The organism is Pantoea sp. B623 (assembly GCF_024814475.1).
GTDB lineage: Bacteria > Pseudomonadota > Gammaproteobacteria > Enterobacterales > Enterobacteriaceae > Pantoea > Pantoea ananatis.
On record NZ_JANUXM010000004.1, the window covers coordinates 171,024 to 186,770 of the forward strand.

Sequence of the window (15,747 nt, forward strand, 5' to 3'; positions counted from 1 at the left end):
ATCCATTTGTATTTTCTGAGTCATAAATCCCTACGTCTTTATTTATGCATTCAACGGGCTAATGCTTTTTAACGGTAATGCAGCGTCCGCCCCCATTATTCAGCGGATTTACCATTCAGCGCATTAATGCTCATTCACGCCCTGTCGATATCTTTATGGCTAGCGTGCTTCAGCATAACGTAATGAATAACGAACACAGTATTCGGGGAATTTAATATGACTATTACTCAGCGGCTTTTCCTGACGTTTTCACTGCTCTCGGCATCGATGATTGCCATGGTGGTGATCGTCATCATGGTATTGAGCGGCTTCCAGTCGCGCTTTCAATACGTACAAACCAATACGCTGCCTTCACTGGTTGACCTGGATAAAATGGTCAATGGCAGTAACCGGCTTAACGTCTCGCTTTACCGACATTTGAGTGCAAAAGATCAAGGCAAACAGGCCGAGTTCGAAAAGGAAATAACAACGCGGCTGGATACCGTTAAAGCGCTGACTGAATTTTATTTGAAAAATGAAACCACTAACGATCAGGACATCAGGCTGAGTCAGCATGCCTTAGCGCTGATTAAGCAGATGGATGACCGTTTGCCCGGTTTTATGGCGAATTCCCGTCTGCATGACGACGCTGCGCTGGCCGATCTGCAGGGCAATAGCGGGGTCGGGCAGTCTATTCGCGATTTAATTGAAAGTTACCAGAAACAGTTACAGTTTAATGTGGAGGTAGGGGCGGCATTTGAAAAAGATAACAACAAGGTTTACCGGCAAACGCTGGTGTGGTTAATTGCCGGTTCGGCCGCCATCATTCTGCTGCTGGGCGCGTTCTCCGTCAGAACGATTCTGGGGATCCGCAGGCACCTTAACGGTATGCGAATCACCATGGAACGTGCCAGCGAGCGACTGGATCTTACCCTGCGTGCGGATGACTCCCGTCAGGATGAAATTGGTCTTACGGCTAAAGCGTTTAACAACCTTATCGGGAATGTGGCCCATTCCCTGTCGTCCGTTGAACGTTCGGCCCATTCTGTCAGTTCTGCCACCTCGCAAATTTCGGCCGGCAACGAAGATCTCTCTTCACGCACCGAGCAGCAGGCGGCCTCGCTGGAACAGACGGCTGCCAGTATGTCAGAGCTGAGTGAAACCGTGCGCCAGACGGCTGAAAACACCCGACTGGCCAGCCAGCTGTCGAAAAACGCCCGGGACATTTCGGACGACAGCGCCACGAAAGTTCACACCATGCTCGGCACCATGACCGACATTAAACAGAGTTCTGAAAAAATCACCGCCATTATTAGCCTGATCGAAGGCGTGGCTTTCCAGACCAATATTCTGGCGCTCAACGCTGCCGTTGAAGCCGCCCGGGCTGGCGAGCAGGGACGAGGTTTTGCCGTTGTCGCCGGTGAAGTGCGTAACCTGGCGCAGCGTTCTTCGGCTTCAGCGCGCGAGATTAAAGAACTTATCGAATCCTCGATGCGCTATGTGGAAACCGGCGTTAATCAGGCTGAACAGGTGGGTGACAATATCGGACGAATGAAGGACGCGGTGCGACAGGTAACCGACCTCGTTGACGAAATTGCCGTCGCGTCTCAGGAGCAGTCATTGGGGATTGGTCAGGTGCATCAGGCCGTCAATCAGATGGATGACGTGACACAGCAGAATGCGGCGCTGGTGGAGGAAGCCTCATCGGCATCTCGCTCGCTCATGGATCAGGCCTCAGCACTGAATCAGCTCGTCGCCACGTTCGTGCTGACCGATGCCGCGCCTGTTGCCCAATCCAGCCCCGCACGGGTTTCTTCCGCCTTTGTTCAGGCTCGTGCGGCCTATGCTAAGCAGGAAGATAACTGGCAACGTTTTTAGGGTTGTGCGGCGGGTGGGGCGATAACACGGGATAAAGGCATGCCATCGTCCCACCCGCTCAACCCGCAGCCCGAATGGCGTTATCCTGTCCTGCCACTGTAAAGCACCGGGCCGGTAGGCTGCCCGGTGGGTGAACCGCCCTGGGGCTCAAGGCTGACCGCAATCACCGCGTTTTTCAGCGTATCACGTGCGGCAAGTTTGAGCTGCGTGGTCTCATGGACATTCAGCAGCCCCAACGAAACGGGCTGTTGACCGGCAGGGATGAGCCACAGTTGCAGGCTGTTGTTTGCGCCAATAGCGACCGGCTGCAACGGTGTTACACGCAGCTGCGTCAACGCCTTATCTGCACTGACCACCCATTGCCCCTGTTGCTCCGCGCCCCGCATTACGGTCAGCGGGGTAAAGTCGGGCGTCCTGATAACCTGATACGACACCAGCGTCAGCGCGGCAAGGGCAGCGGCAACCAGCCAGCCTACATAACCGCGCCTGACGCGCGGCGTTATCTTTGTCGGCAGACTTAGCGTAATTTTTTTCCAGACGTATTCCGGTGGAATCTGAGGCATCAGACTGCGATCCAGTCCGGCAAGCAGGGTTTGCCATTTGGCTACCTGCTCAGTCAGTTCCGGCTCACTCTGCAGACGCTTCTGAAAGCGTAACCGCGCATTGCCGCGCAGCGTACCCAGCGCGTATTCCGCAGAGAGCGCGTCGTCACGTTGGCGTTTATTCATAGTCCGACACACTCCCGAAGGTGCGCCATCGCCCGGCGGATCCAGCTTTTCACCGATCCAACCGGCTGCTGGAGCCAGTGAGCAATATCGCTGTGGGACATGCCCTGATAGTAGGCCAGCGTGATGCTCTGGCGCTGCTCACTGCTGAGGTTTCCCAGACAGCGCTGTAAGCGTGCGGCTTGTGCATCATCCTGTCTGTTATGCAGTTCGTCATGTTCAGCGGCCAGTAGGTCATCGTTATGGGCTTCTTCCGCGCTGGCAAGGCGTGCCTGTCCGCTGCGGAGCCAGTCGATACACCGATTACGAACAATGTGGGTCATCCAGGTCAACGGGGAGCTCAGCGCGGCATTATAGGTTTCCGCCTTGCTCCAGATGGTGATGTAGCAATCATGCAGCACCTCCTCAGCCCAGGGGCGATGCTGCAACATGCGCAACGCGATGGCAAAAAGGTGAGGCGATGTCAGCCGGTAAAGTTGTTCAAATGCCTGACGATCGCCGTCGGCGATTGCCTGCATCAATTTCACCTGCTCCACTGCCTGCACCTTGTCCATAAGCGTCCCGAATGATCTGTTTCCGTTCGAGTATAAATTATTACTTCGGCATTAATACGGTATCAATCACATCTATCACGCCATTTTTTTGGTTGACGTCATAGGTACTGATATTCGCGACGTTGCCCTGGCCATCTTTCAGCTGAATATTGTGGGGGCCATTGTTCATAATCCATAACGGCTGACCGTTAACGGTCTTCAGCTCGGCATGACCGCCACCTTGTTTGATTTTGGCTTCCAGCGCCTTCATATCGTACTTACCGGCAACCACGTGATAGGTGAGTACGCTGGTCAGTTTCGCTTTATTTTCCGGTTTGAGCAGACTGTCTACGGTGCCTGCAGGGAGCTTAGCGAACGCCGCGTTAGTTGGAGCAAACACGGTAAAAGGGCCTTTACCTTGTAAGGTATCAACCAAACCGGCTGCTTTTACCGCAGCCACCAGGGTGGTGTGATCTTTTGAGTTAACCGCATTTTCAACAATATTTTTTTGCGGGAACATGGCGGCACCGCCTACCATGACAGAACCCGACTCCATAGCGGCAAGAGAGGCAGTGGTAAACAGTAATGCACTTGATACAACGGTCACAGCGATTAGCTTTTTCATCGTAAATCCTCATTAGAGCGTGGAGTAAGTGGCTTTCAATGAGATATACGAGTAGGGGGACGAAAGTGGATGCAGAAAAAATTAAATATTTTTAACTCTGCGCTTAGCCTGCCCAATTCATCAGCCTGCGCGTGTTTTTCGGCCATGTGCGCACAGGCAAGCAGCGGCCAGAATGAGAGACGTCCGTCCCTGTCCTCTGTCACACGACATCAAAGGTAAGCCGATAATGAAAATCATCAAAAATGCCGCCGTTCCCTCAGCGAAAGGTCCTGAGGCGTATTTTACCGGTCAGGTCCGCATTGATTCGCCTTTCAGCACAGCGGCCCCGGCACGGGTTGGCGGCGCTATCGTCACCTTTGAGCCCGGTGCCCGTACGGCCTGGCATACGCATCCACTGGGGCAGACGCTGATCGTCACCGCCGGTCAGGGATGGATTCAGTGTGAAGGCGAAGAGAAGCAGACGATTAATCAGGGCGATATCGTCTGGATACCGGAGGATGTTCGTCACTGGCACGGCGCCACCGACAGCCATGCAATGACGCATATTGCCATCGCGGAATCCCTTAACGGCAGTCCGGTGACCTGGCTTGAGAAGGTCACGGAGCACGAGTTTTTATCGTAAGCAACACCTGTTGAGCCGGTGCAACACCAGGGAGGCCTAATCGATCTCCCAAGGCGGTGCGCTGAAGGTGTGTTTCATCAGGTCGATAAAGCCCTGAGTGCGGGGAAGCCGCTTTTTTTCCTGCAGGCTGGTCAGGGCGACGATATCGGCAGACGGCAAGGTAAACGCGGGCAGCAAGGGAACAAGAAGGCCCTGGCGGATCTCGCGGCTGACATCCCAGGCGGAGCGTACCATAATCCCTTTACCGCTCAGCGCCCATTTTTTAATGATACGACCATCATTGCTGGCGAGACGTGGCGTAATCCTTAGGGTCGTTTCGTCCCCGTTGTGGCTGAATGTCCAGCGCGTCACATCTTCCGCATTTTCCCGTATCACCAGACAGTGATGGTGCTGCAGCGCATCAGGATGCGTCGGCGTACCCTGCTGCTGCAGATAAGCCGGCGAGGCGCAGAGTAAACGCGGATTGGCGGCGAGCCGGGTGCTGTAGAGCGTGGAGTCGCGCAGATGGCCGATATAGATCACCACATCCCACTTATCGGCCTGCATCCAGTCGGGGTTATCGGAGAGGGTGAGATCGATACTGAGATCGGCATGGCTGTCGGCGTACTCCGCCAGCAGCGGGGCAATGTGTTCGGAACCAAAGCCCAACGGGGCCAGCACTCTCAGCGTTCCGCTGATGCGGTTTCGCGTCTGATCGATCACATCCTGCAACTGGTCTATCTCATGCAAAATCACCCGGGCGCGACCCAGCAGAGCTTCGCCTTCATCGGTCAGAATGATGCGTTTTGCCGGACGCAGGATCAGCTTCACCCCGATCTTTTGTTCAATACTTTGCAGGCGCTGCGTCACGGAAGGCGGCGTGATATCCAGATGGCGCGCCGCCGCCGCCAGCGTCGGATGCAGGGCAATGACCTGAAAAAAACGTAAATCTTCGCTGTTGATCATTAGGTTCAAACCTAATCATTAATTGGGCCTGACGGCATTTTAAACAGATTTAAACGATGAGAGCATCAATAAAACCTTACAGGAATTCGACGATGCTCAATCACTTAACCATAACCACGCCTTATCTGCTGTTAGATAAAGTTAAGTTTGAACGCAATATCAACCGCTTGTATCAGAGAATCGAAGGGCAACGCTGCCAGATTCGCCCGCATCTGAAAACGCTTCGCACTCTCCAGTCTGCGCCTTATCTGCTCAAAGCATCCTCTTCACCTGCCACCGTTTCTACCCTGGCAGAAGCCGAAGCCTTTGTCGCCGCTGGCTTCAGCAATGTGCTTTACGCCGTGGGGATTGCGCCCGCTAAATTGCCGCGTATTGCCGCCCTGCGGTGCAGCGGCAAACAGGTGCATGTGTTGCTGGACAGCATGGCGCAGGCACAGGCCATCAGCGATTACGCTTTACAGCATCAGGTGACGTTTTCCGTTTTCATTGAGATCGACTGCGATGGCCATCGCGGCGGCATTCGACCTGACGACGGGACGTTGGCCGAGATTGCCGGTCATCTGCATCAGCACGGGATGGTGGTGGAAGGGGTAATGACCCACGCGGGCGAGTCCTACCATTGCCGCACGCCGCAAGACATTCAGCGGGCGGCGCAGCAAGAGTGCCAGGCTGCCATTACCGCTGCCCAGCATATCCGTGCCGCAGGGATCCCGTGCCCGGTCGTCAGCGTTGGCTCCACGCCCACGGCGCATGCGGCTACGGACCTCACGGGCGTAACCGAGGTGAGGGCCGGGGTGTTTTCCACCTTCGATCTGTTTATGCACAATCTGGGCGTCTGCACCCAGGACGACATTGCGCTTTCGGTGGTGACAACGGTGATCGGCCACAACCACGACAAGGGCTGGGTTTTTGTTGATGCCGGCTGGATGGCCATGTCACGCGATCGCGGCACCGCCTCACAGGATACCGATTATGGCTACGGGCTGGTGTGCGACGACGCGGGTTGTCCGTTGGGATTGCTGCTGACAACCACCAATCAGGAGCACGGAATTATTGCGTTGCCGCGCGACAGTGCGTATTCCACCGGAGATTTTCCACTGGGTACCCTGCTGCGTATTCTGCCCAACCACGCCTGCGCGACCGCCGCGATGCATACGCACTATCAGGTGATCGACACCCGAAACGGCGAACATGAGGTCTGGCAACGCATCGTTGGCTGGTAGCGTTTTTTCCATTCATTGTGAGAGGACATCATGTCAGATTTTGATCCCGATAAGGTCCGTCTTTCGACCGGGCATTTTATCAACGGCCAGTTTGTTTCGGCATCCGGCAAAACAATGGGGATTAAACGTCCCTCGGATGGCCAGCATTACGCCGACATCAACGAAGCGGGCGCAGAAACGGTCGGCGAGGCGGTAAGCCTCGCGGAAGACGCGCGCATTCGCAGCGGCTGGTCAAGCTGCTCGCCACGCGAACGTGGCGCGGCCATTTCCCGCTGGGCGGATTTGATCGATGCCGACAAAGATTATCTGGCGCAGCTTGAGGCGGTGGGCTCCACGCGTCCGATAACGGACACGATCAATATTGAAGTGCCTTTCACCGCTGCTGCTCTGCGTTTTTATGCAGAATGCGCAGACAAGTACAGCGGAGATGTGTTTCCAACCCAGAACAGTAGCCTGGGGATGCTGGTGCCGGAGCCTTATGGCGTGATCGGCGCGATCACGCCGTGGAATTTCCCGCTGTCGATGGCGTCATGGAAGTGCGGCCCGGCGCTGGCTGCGGGAAACGCGGTGGTGCTCAAGCCCTCTGAGCTGACGCCATTCTCCACCGCGCGGCTGGCTGAGCTGGGCGTGCAGGCCGGTATTCCGCCCGGCGTGCTCAACGTCGTTCAGGGCGGCGGACAGGTCACCGGCAATGCACTGGTGACCCATCCTCTGGTCAGAAAGGTGTCCTTTACCGGTTCAACCGCGACCGGGGCGGCGATCATGAGCCAGGCCGCGTTGCACGGTACCAAGCCCGTGACGCTGGAACTGGGCGGAAAAAGCCCGCAGCTGGTTTTTGACGATGCAGGCGATGCGGATGAAATCGCCGAGCGCCTGTTTCTGGGCTTCACCGTCAACGCCGGTCAGGCCTGTGTTTCAGGGACGCGTCTGATCATTCAACAAGGTATCGCAGAACGGGTCATCGAAAAGCTTATCGCCCTATGCAAAACACCGCTGCCCGGTATGACCTGGCAGGCCGCCACGCGTTACTGTCCGCTGATCGATCAACGTCAGGGGGAAAAAGTCGCGACGATTATCGCGCAGTCCGTGGCGCAGGGGGCCAGCATTCTGGCCGGCGGCCAGCGTTACGAAAACACCGCGCAGGGCTGGTTCTGGCAACCGACGCTGTTAGCCAATGTGAATCAGGATAACGTCGCGATTCAGGAGGAGATCTTCGGACCGGTGCTCACCATCCAGACGTTTAGCGATGAAGAAGAAGCCCTGGCGCTCGCACAGCATCGCGTTTTTGGCTTATGTGCAGGCGTGCATACGCTCAACATGCCACGTGCGATGCGGCTGATGAAAGCCTTGGACAGCGGTACGGTCTGGATCAACCGCTATCGTCGAACCTGGGACTTTATCATTCCAACCGGCGGCTTTCAGGGGTCCGGTTTTGGCAAAGATCTTGGGCGCCAGGCCTTTGAGTCATGTCAGCGCTACAAGAGTGTCTTAATCGATTTTTAACACCTTTACTGGAGATCACAGACGATGCCCGCACCGCTCAGGCTTGTTCAGGACAGTACGCATTTCCCCGATTCGGTGGATGTGGTGATTATCGGTGCCGGGATTGCAGGTGCAGCGACCTGTTGGGAGCTGACCAAAAAAGGCTATCGGGTTGCCGTGATCGAAAAGGGCCTTGTCGGCGCAGAGCAGTCCAGCCGTAACTGGGGCTGGTGCCGTCAGCTTAACCGTGACGAGCGGGAAATTCCGCTCATTCTGCACGCCCTGCAACGCTGGCATGCGCTGAGCGACGACATCGGGATGGACGTAGGGTTTCGCGCCAGCGGGCTGGTCTATGCCACGCGAACGGAGAAGGATATTCACAACTGGGATAACTGGGGCAAGATGGCAAAGCAGTACGGCATTCGCAGTCGAATGCTGAGTGCCGCCGAGGCCAAAACGATGACGCCGGGCAGTACCACAAACTGGCATGGCGGCGTACATTCCCCTGACGACGGTTATGCCGACCCGGCTTTAGCCGCGCCGGGGCTGATGGAAGCCGCGGTGAAAAAGGGCGCGTTTCTGTTTCAGCGCTGTGCGGTTCGCGGGCTGGATATCTCGGCAGGACAGGTCAGTGGGGTGATAACCGAACGCGGCCTGATCAAAACCGCCCGGGTCGTATGCGCCACGGGAGCCTGGACATCGCTGTTTTGCCGCCGCCACGGCATCGATCTGCCCGCCGGTAACGTCATTGGCAGTGCGTTTCGTACCCATCCTGCAGAGCAGCCACTCACTCTGCCTTTCTATACGGATGCCTTTGCCTGTCGTCCACGCCAGGACGGCGGTTATACTATTGCGCTGTCTGGAACCGGACGGCTGGAGCCGGGGTTCCAGGGCTTACGCTATGCCCGAGAGTTTTTCCCCTTATACAAAGCCCGCCGGTTAAATCTGGAAACCAAAATCCGGCTCTCATCGTTTTTGCATGGCCCTGAATCCCGGGCAAGCTGGTCTATGGATAGCCTTTCACCCTTCGAGAAACTTCGGGTGCTGGATCCTCAGGTTTCAGACGGCATCGTTGAAAAGGGGCTGGCGGCGATAGGCAGGGAGTTTCCGGCGCTGGCCGGGCTGCGGGTGACTCAGGCCTGGGGCGGCGTGATTGACTGCATGCCGGACGACATTCCGGTCATTTCTGCCGTACCGCAGCTTCCGGGGCTGATCCTGTCTTGCGGCTACAGCGGCCATGGATTTGGTATTGGCCCCGGTGCGGGACGTCTCACGGCGGACCTGGTCACCGGGGATGCGCCGATTGTCGATCCCACCGCGTTCCGCTATTCCCGTTTCCGCGACGGCACAACGCTGAAAAAGCCGGGCATGATGTAAAGAGGTGAAGATGCAACCATTAATACACGCGCGCGATATACAGGACACACCGCATCCGGGCCACTATTCGCACTATGCGCTGACCTCGGGATTGATGTTTATATCCGGCCTGTTGCCGGTCACGCCAGCCGGAGAAATGCGTAGCACGGCCTCCTTTGCTGAGCAGACGTCGCAGGTGTTGGCCAATCTGGAGGCCTGCCTGCAGCAGGAAGGCCTCAATAAGCATCATCTGGTGATGGTGAGGGTTTATCTGGTGGATGTCGGGCTGTGGGCAGAATTTAACAGGCTGTATGCACAATGGCTCGGCGAGTGGAAACCCGCCAGAGCTATCGTGCCGGTGCCGGAACTCCACTACGGCGTGCTGCTGGAGGTTGAAGCAACGGCGGCAACGGGCCGCTAAAACGCCGGACGTGAGCCTGTCCGGCAGCCGTGGGGCGTAAAAAAATAAAAACCGTCGCAGGCGCGCCCGCGACGGCAGAGGTCAGGCCGTGCCTTGCGGGGTTTCCGGCTGCACCTGCTCTTTCAGCGCCCGCACCGTCTGGTGGCGATGCCAGTAATAGTTGAGCGTGTATTTAACGTGTTCAATCTCTTTTTTCAGACCGGGCAGGCGGATTTTGCTGCGCTTTTTGCCCTGTGCATTGGGCTGAACATGCTGCACATACACACTGTCTCTGCCGAACTGACGCAGCACGTTAATATTTTTGACGTTATCCCACTCAAGCAAACCGGCTGAATGCGGCTGCACGATGCCTTGCCAGGTAATGATCATCTGCGAACCATCTTTAAGTGTAAAAGGCACATCCGGAAAATACTTTAAGACCAGCGCGGTCTCTTCTTCACCCGTCGGTTGGTAACGCCAGGCCAGGCTCTCTTCATGTTGCGAGGTGAAGTCTCGCTCATATTTTTGCCAGAGCCGCTGCTCAATCTGATCGGCGACCGGGATTACATCGACCCAACTGTCCGCCGGTGATGTCGCGGCGATGACGGCGTAATCCGCCTCTGCCACGGCATAGTTAACGTTGCGCATTCTTTCAGACAGGGGGGGATGGGAATCAAAGGGATGAGGGATATTCTGTTCACGCATCGTGCTGACAAAGTCCGCGGAACTGACGTGTTGCGGCAGGCCAACGGCGATGGCCTGACTGATCCCGGGTGCATTTTCATACAGCGTTTTATTTGCAAAAAGCTTACGCTCAACTTCGTAACGATAGCTGGCATAGGCTGAGATTTTGATTAACGATTCAATAATCGCCGCAGAGGAGACGCGCGCGGCGGCGTTCCGGTCGGCGATAAATTCGCGTTCACGGCTGTTACGCTGCCACGCGAGTTCGAAGAACAGGCGATAAAGATAGAGCGGATAAAAGACAATAAGCGTGGACAGATTCTCGCTCATTAACTGCGTATACATATCGAACCGATGGAGCTTTGGACCCAGCAAGGCACCCGATGCCGTATCGCCTTCGTGCAGGTGTGTCAGTTCATGCACCATCACGCTGTCAGCCTGCGCGGTACTCAGCTGACGCAGCAGGGGAATACTGACATACAGTTTTCGGCCTTGCAGTGGCTGGTCGTTCACGCTCAGCGGTGCTTCTGTCACGAAGAAGTTGGTATCGATACCGGCGATGATGTGATCCGGCGGGATAGTGCCCACGCTGGCCGCCAGCGCGTCAACACGCGCCCAGAGTGCCGGGGCTGCTTCGCGGCTGACCACGTCGCCTTCAATGCTCTCCTCCGGCGGCAGCTTTTTAAAGATGCCTTTGATCATGTAATACATCGCAGCCAACACCAGCAGCGCGACCAGGATCACCAGCTTTGGATAGTATTTTTGCGTGAAAAAGGCGGTGCCCCAGAAAGAAAGCCACACCAACATGGCGCCCTGTACCAGCACCTGCAGCGAGCACGCCAGCATTAAAAAGGGACGCGCCAGGCGGAGGCTGAGTAACTGCCCCCGTCGGCTTTTAAATGCCAGCGCACTGAACAGAAGGATCATCAGCAGAATGACGCCGCTGAAAACCATCGTCCATAGAGCGACTTTGCCAATGAGATAAAATTGCGACAGTTCGGAACCCGGTCCACAGACGGCATTTTTATAGTCAATCAAATTATCGGCGACCGGTCCGCAGACGCTGGAAGGCGGATTGGCTTGCAGAAACTGCATTAATTTACCCAGACTTTGATTCTGCGCACGCGCATTATCGATAAAAATCTGGGTGTATTCCTGATCGAGTTCGTGACTGCCGTAGTGAGCAAAAACCAATGTAATCGCAGGGGTTAAAAACAGCGTGAGCAAAAGCCATAAGAAAACTTTTGCATATCCTTTTTTCAATGCCGTTAATTTATTCACAATAGTTCGCTCGCTCATTGTCGGTGGGGGGGACAAGCTGTTTATTATCTGGCGATACTGACAGGGCGTTTCCGACATCAGGAAAATGGCGTGAGATCCGTCTCAGCATGCTTCAGCTTTGTGCGTGTCTTATTTGTGCGTGTCTTAGAAGAGCAAGATGGATTATAAGCCAGCAATTACTTTACGTCTTCTTAACACTCGTGGCGTTCGGTGGCAGACAGCCGATCTGTCAACGCGAGAGGCTCGCGGCAGGGCTCACAGGAAAGCGATCCTGCGGCAGGATGGCCGCATGTTCATCAGTCACGCGATTTTCGTCTGATAATTTATGATTGAACCTGATTAATGCGGCGCGTTTGGTTTTGGATTTTTTCGCTGGAAAGGCTTACTGGCGCTCCATAAAGACCGGCAATTCAGGCACCGGTAACACGGATAAGACTTTCAGGCGCTGTAATGTTCTGACCTGCGCCCGCTCAAGGTGATCGCGCATACAGGCGGCCGCCAGTTCCCAGTTCCTTTTCAGCAAAAATTCATAGACCAGGCTGTGTTCATCCAGCATTGCGCTGTCGACAGGGATGCTGAGCCGCTCGTAAAAGATTCGGGTGACGATAAACGGCGATTGATTTTGCCGTAAAATTTGCATCATCAGCTTATTGCCCGCAGGCTCCAGGCTGCGAATGTGCAGATCTTCTTCCAGCATTTCGAGTTCCGCGGCATTAAGCTGTTTGCCCCGGCAGGTTTGCACGTTATCCAGCCGCGCGTTAAGCCAGGCAACACTTAACCGTTCCCCGGCTTTTCGTAATGCGGCCGGCTCCAGATGCGCCCTGATTTCAAAATGGTCAGCCAGTTCGCGCGCGGTTAACGGGCCTGTCAGCCACTGAGAATAGGGCTCTTTTTCTACCAGCCCCTTGTCGCGCAGGCGCATCAGGCTCTCACGTATCACCGCGCGGCTGGTGTTATAGTGCTTCGCCGCGCCCGTTTCATCCACCTGGTAGCAGCCGAATACCATCGCGGTAGACAGGATCCCCTGCAGATTTTCCAGCACTTTTTCACCCGTGCTGCGCGTATCAACCAGCTCGTCGCGCTGTTCAAGGCCGAACAGCTCGCGCGTCAGCGCAATGCGAACCGGCTCAACGTCCTCATTATCGCGCGCAACGATAAATCCCCGACCTTCAAAACGGGCAATCCAGCCTTCATCATGCAGCATGCTTAACGCCCGCCGGACGGGAACACGACTGGTGCCAAACAGCTGCGCCAGCGGACCTTCCAGCAGCACCAGCCCCGCAGGCACGCTATTCTGCTGAAAAACCTTCAGTAAAACCTGGCGAATACTTTCGTAACGCGCAGAGCCTGCATCGTCCATGTCCGTTCCCGTCACCTTGTTTTGCATTGTTTCATCTTCTGCTCTCCGTCCTGCCAGCCACATTAGCATATCTGACAGCACTCCCGGTGCAGGCTATCAACAGCACTGATGTAGTGCACCTTGCCCAATAATGGATCACTTTTAAATTAATACATTTAATGTCTGCGTGCAATTTCATCTGTGACGTGACGAAATTATCGAAAATGCGGCAAATAACCCCTTGATAACACATCAAATTTAATTATAAGGATCGACATGATCACAATTATGCAACTTAACAGTGCTTTTTATGGCACCGTTATTGCTATCTTCAAATGTACATTGAAACGTAATATACATTTAAAGGTGATGCTGTGCAGGCCGAAAATGTTCGTCAGTTATTCATGGCTGGTCAGATTGATGCGCTGGGAATCAGTGCGCTCTATGCACAACAGCGCCTGTCGCCGCTGGCCTTTACCACAGCCTGTCTAAAAGCGGCTGAAAACGCGCCTTCCGTTTTCATCTCAATGACCGCCGCCCGTGCCCGCGAAGAGGCCGAAGCCTCAACGCTGCGCTGGCAAGCGTGCCGCCCGCTGAGCCCACTGGATGGTATTCCGGTGGCCTGGAAAGATCTGTTCGATATTCAGTCAAGCCAGACCTCCGCCGGGTCGGCCACGCGAAGCAATGTCCCTGTCGCACCCCAGGATGCCGCGCTGGTGGCACAGTGTTCGGCAGCAGGACTGGTGACGCTGGGTAAAACCAACCTGAGTGAATTCGCGTTTTCCGGCCTTGGACTCAATCCCAGTTTTGGTACGCCGGCCATCCGGGGCACCACGTCGCAGCTTTTTGCACCCGGAGGATCGTCCAGCGGCGCGGGACGGGCAATTGCGGAAGGTCTCGCCTGTATCGCCTTTGGCACCGACACCGGCGGCTCAATACGGATTCCTGCCGCATTCAGCGGCACGATCGGCTATCGCGCCAGTCGCCAGCGCTATGTGACAACGGGCGTCTATCCTCTGGCGCACTCGCTGGACACGGTGGGGCCGCTATGCCGAAGCGTACGTGATGCTATTGCCCTGGATGACATTCTGTGCGGCGCGCAAAAAATGCGCTTTCCTGCGCCGCACTTTCGTGTGGACGAGGCATTACTTGCCGCGTGCCAGCCCGCCGTGCGTGAGAACGCTTGTCGCCGGATAGCCCAGTTGACGGCCGCCGGGTTCAGAATTGATCACGCGCCACTTCAGGCCTTTAACCAGGCACTGGCCTGGATTGCCGATAAAGGCTGGCCGGGTGGACGTGAGGCCTGGCTGCTGCATCGCGAACTGTTAGCCTCGCCTGACGCGGCATTGATGGATGCGCGCGTGCGGGAACGCCTGCTTGCCGCCAGCCATCAGGATCCTGCGGTGCTTGAAACGTTTCTGGCGCAACGCAAGTCGTGGCAACAGGCACTGGCGGCAGAACTGGACGGGGCAGTGCTGATTACGCCTACCGTTGCCCACACCGCACCGGAACTGGCCCCCTTGATGCAAGACGACGACCTGTTTGCCCAGACCAATCTTGCCACGCTGCGGTTAACCATGCCGGGCAGTCTGCTGGATATGCCGGGAATCGCTTTGCCGACCGGCAAAGACGCAAACGGGCTGTATACCAGCCTGCTTTTTTCCCTTCCTGCTGGCGAGGATCGCCGGCTTCTTCACGCTGCCAGCACGGTCGCAGGCACGTTTACGGCAGACCATTCCGTCTGCGCTTAACTCCTTAGAGGAAAGACTCATGGCTAAAGAAATTTTGTGTGCATTTGGTGTTGATGTGGATGCGGTTGCGGGCTGGCTGGGTTCTTACGGCGGGGAAGACTCGCCGGATGATATCTCACGCGGACTGTTTGCCGGGGAGGTGGGCGCACCGCGCCTGCTGAAAATGTTTGCTGAACACCAGTTGCGTACCACCTGGTTTATCCCCGGTCACTCCATTGAAACCTTTCCTGAGCAGATGAAAGCGGTGGTGGACGCAGGGCATGAAATTGGCGTTCACGGTTACAGCCATGAAAACCCCATCGCCATGACACCCGCGCAGGAAGAAACCGTACTGGACCGCAGCATTGAGCTGGTCACCCAGCTATCCGGAAAACGTCCGACAGGCTATGTGGCTCCCTGGTGGGAATTCAGCAACGTGACCAACGAGCTGCTGCTGAAAAAGGGCATCAAATACGATCACAGTCTGATGCACAACGACTTTCATCCTTATTACGTTCGCGTCGGCGACAGCTGGACCAAAATTGATTACAGCCAGCATCCCGACAGCTGGATGAAGCCGCTGACGCGTGGTGAAGAGACCGATTTGGTCGAGATCCCCGCTAACTGGTATCTCGATGACCTGCCGCCAATGATGTTTATCAAAAAATCGCCAAACAGCCACGGCTTTGTGAACCCCCGTCATCTGGAAGAGATTTGGCGCGACCAGTTCGACTGGGTCTATCGCGAAAATGACTACGCGGTGTTTACCATGACCATTCATCCCGACGTTTCAGGTCGTCCGCAGGTGCTGCTGATGCTGGAACGTCTGATCAAGTACATCCAGAGCCACCAGGGTGTGCGATTTGTCACCTTCGACGAAATCGCAGATGACTTCTTAGCGCGCAAACCGCGTTAAGTTTCTTTCCTTTATCTTGCAGAGCGATC

At 55.8% G+C, this 15,747-nt stretch carries 14 protein-coding genes; 8 read left to right on the forward strand and 6 right to left on the reverse strand.

What is annotated here, in order from left to right; genetic code table 11:
* The first annotated feature begins 216 nt into the window (after positions 1-216).
* Entirely contained in the window at positions 217-1,857 is a 1,641-nt protein-coding gene (locus NXS97_RS02635) for a methyl-accepting chemotaxis protein (protein ID WP_064373810.1), read from the forward strand.
* A gap of 80 nt (positions 1,858-1,937) precedes the next feature.
* Here the strand turns inward: NXS97_RS02635 and NXS97_RS02640 are convergent, their stop codons facing one another.
* The 3 genes from NXS97_RS02640 to NXS97_RS02650 are packed head-to-tail and all read right to left on the reverse strand — an operon-like array spanning position 1,938 to position 3,740.
* Positions 1,938-2,585, reverse strand: coding sequence for an anti-sigma factor domain-containing protein (locus NXS97_RS02640; RefSeq protein WP_105088153.1), 648 nt, complete (start codon positions 2,583-2,585; stop codon positions 1,938-1,940).
* Complete coding sequence (locus NXS97_RS02645) at positions 2,582-3,136, reverse strand: sigma-70 family RNA polymerase sigma factor (protein ID WP_042676752.1); 555 nt, start codon at positions 3,134-3,136, stop codon at positions 2,582-2,584. The genes NXS97_RS02640 and NXS97_RS02645 overlap by 4 nt, the downstream gene beginning before the upstream one ends.
* Positions 3,137-3,176: 40 nt before the next feature.
* Positions 3,177-3,740, reverse strand: a complete 564-nt coding sequence (locus NXS97_RS02650) for a fasciclin domain-containing protein (protein ID WP_014593752.1) — start codon at positions 3,738-3,740, stop codon at positions 3,177-3,179.
* Between the two features lie 226 nt (positions 3,741-3,966).
* Here NXS97_RS02650 and NXS97_RS02655 point away from each other — a divergent pair, with 226 nt between their 5' ends.
* Positions 3,967-4,362, forward strand: coding sequence for a cupin domain-containing protein (locus NXS97_RS02655; protein ID WP_089517339.1), 396 nt, complete (start codon positions 3,967-3,969; stop codon positions 4,360-4,362).
* Positions 4,363-4,398: 36 nt separating this feature from the next.
* Here the strand turns inward: NXS97_RS02655 and NXS97_RS02660 are convergent, their stop codons facing one another.
* A complete protein-coding gene (locus NXS97_RS02660) occupies positions 4,399-5,307 on the reverse strand; it encodes a LysR family transcriptional regulator (protein ID WP_019105195.1) in 909 nt (302 codons plus the stop codon).
* A gap of 92 nt (positions 5,308-5,399) precedes the next feature.
* Here NXS97_RS02660 and NXS97_RS02665 point away from each other — a divergent pair, with 92 nt between their 5' ends.
* Genes NXS97_RS02665 through NXS97_RS02680 form a run of 4 tightly spaced genes read left to right on the forward strand, consistent with a single transcriptional unit; the run spans position 5,400 to position 9,789 of the window.
* A complete protein-coding gene (locus NXS97_RS02665; protein ID WP_015700275.1) occupies positions 5,400-6,530 on the forward strand; it encodes a DSD1 family PLP-dependent enzyme in 1,131 nt (376 codons plus the stop codon).
* Between the two features lie 30 nt (positions 6,531-6,560).
* Positions 6,561-8,033, forward strand: coding sequence for an aldehyde dehydrogenase (locus NXS97_RS02670; protein ID WP_116219746.1), 1,473 nt, complete (start codon positions 6,561-6,563; stop codon positions 8,031-8,033).
* A gap of 24 nt (positions 8,034-8,057) precedes the next feature.
* Complete coding sequence (locus NXS97_RS02675; RefSeq protein WP_116219745.1) at positions 8,058-9,389, forward strand: FAD-binding oxidoreductase; 1,332 nt, start codon at positions 8,058-8,060, stop codon at positions 9,387-9,389.
* 10 nt (positions 9,390-9,399) lie between these two features.
* Positions 9,400-9,789 (forward strand): RidA family protein, encoded by a 390-nt coding sequence (locus tag NXS97_RS02680; protein ID WP_015700278.1) that lies wholly within the window; start codon positions 9,400-9,402, stop codon positions 9,787-9,789.
* Positions 9,790-9,870: 81 nt separating this feature from the next.
* Here NXS97_RS02680 and NXS97_RS02685 read toward each other — a convergent pair whose 3' ends face one another.
* Together NXS97_RS02685 and NXS97_RS02690 are read right to left on the reverse strand one after the other, a co-directional pair.
* Positions 9,871-11,751: a M48 family metallopeptidase gene (locus tag NXS97_RS02685; protein WP_181901416.1), complete on the reverse strand. Its 1,881-nt coding sequence runs from the start codon at positions 11,749-11,751 to the stop codon at positions 9,871-9,873.
* 364 nt (positions 11,752-12,115) lie between these two features.
* The gene (locus NXS97_RS02690; protein WP_019105199.1) at positions 12,116-13,162 is read right to left on the reverse strand and encodes a GntR family transcriptional regulator; all 1,047 of its coding nucleotides are present in this window, start codon (positions 13,160-13,162) and stop codon (positions 12,116-12,118) included.
* Between the two features lie 284 nt (positions 13,163-13,446).
* Between NXS97_RS02690 and NXS97_RS02695 the strand changes: the two genes are divergently transcribed.
* Together NXS97_RS02695 and NXS97_RS02700 are read left to right on the forward strand one after the other, a co-directional pair.
* Positions 13,447-14,823 (forward strand): amidase family protein, encoded by a 1,377-nt coding sequence (locus tag NXS97_RS02695; RefSeq protein WP_014605814.1) that lies wholly within the window; start codon positions 13,447-13,449, stop codon positions 14,821-14,823.
* Positions 14,824-14,842: 19 nt separating this feature from the next.
* On the forward strand, positions 14,843-15,718 hold the full coding sequence (locus NXS97_RS02700) for a polysaccharide deacetylase (RefSeq protein ID WP_116219743.1): 876 nt from the start codon (positions 14,843-14,845) through the stop codon (positions 15,716-15,718).
* Positions 15,719-15,747 lie beyond the last annotated feature (29 nt).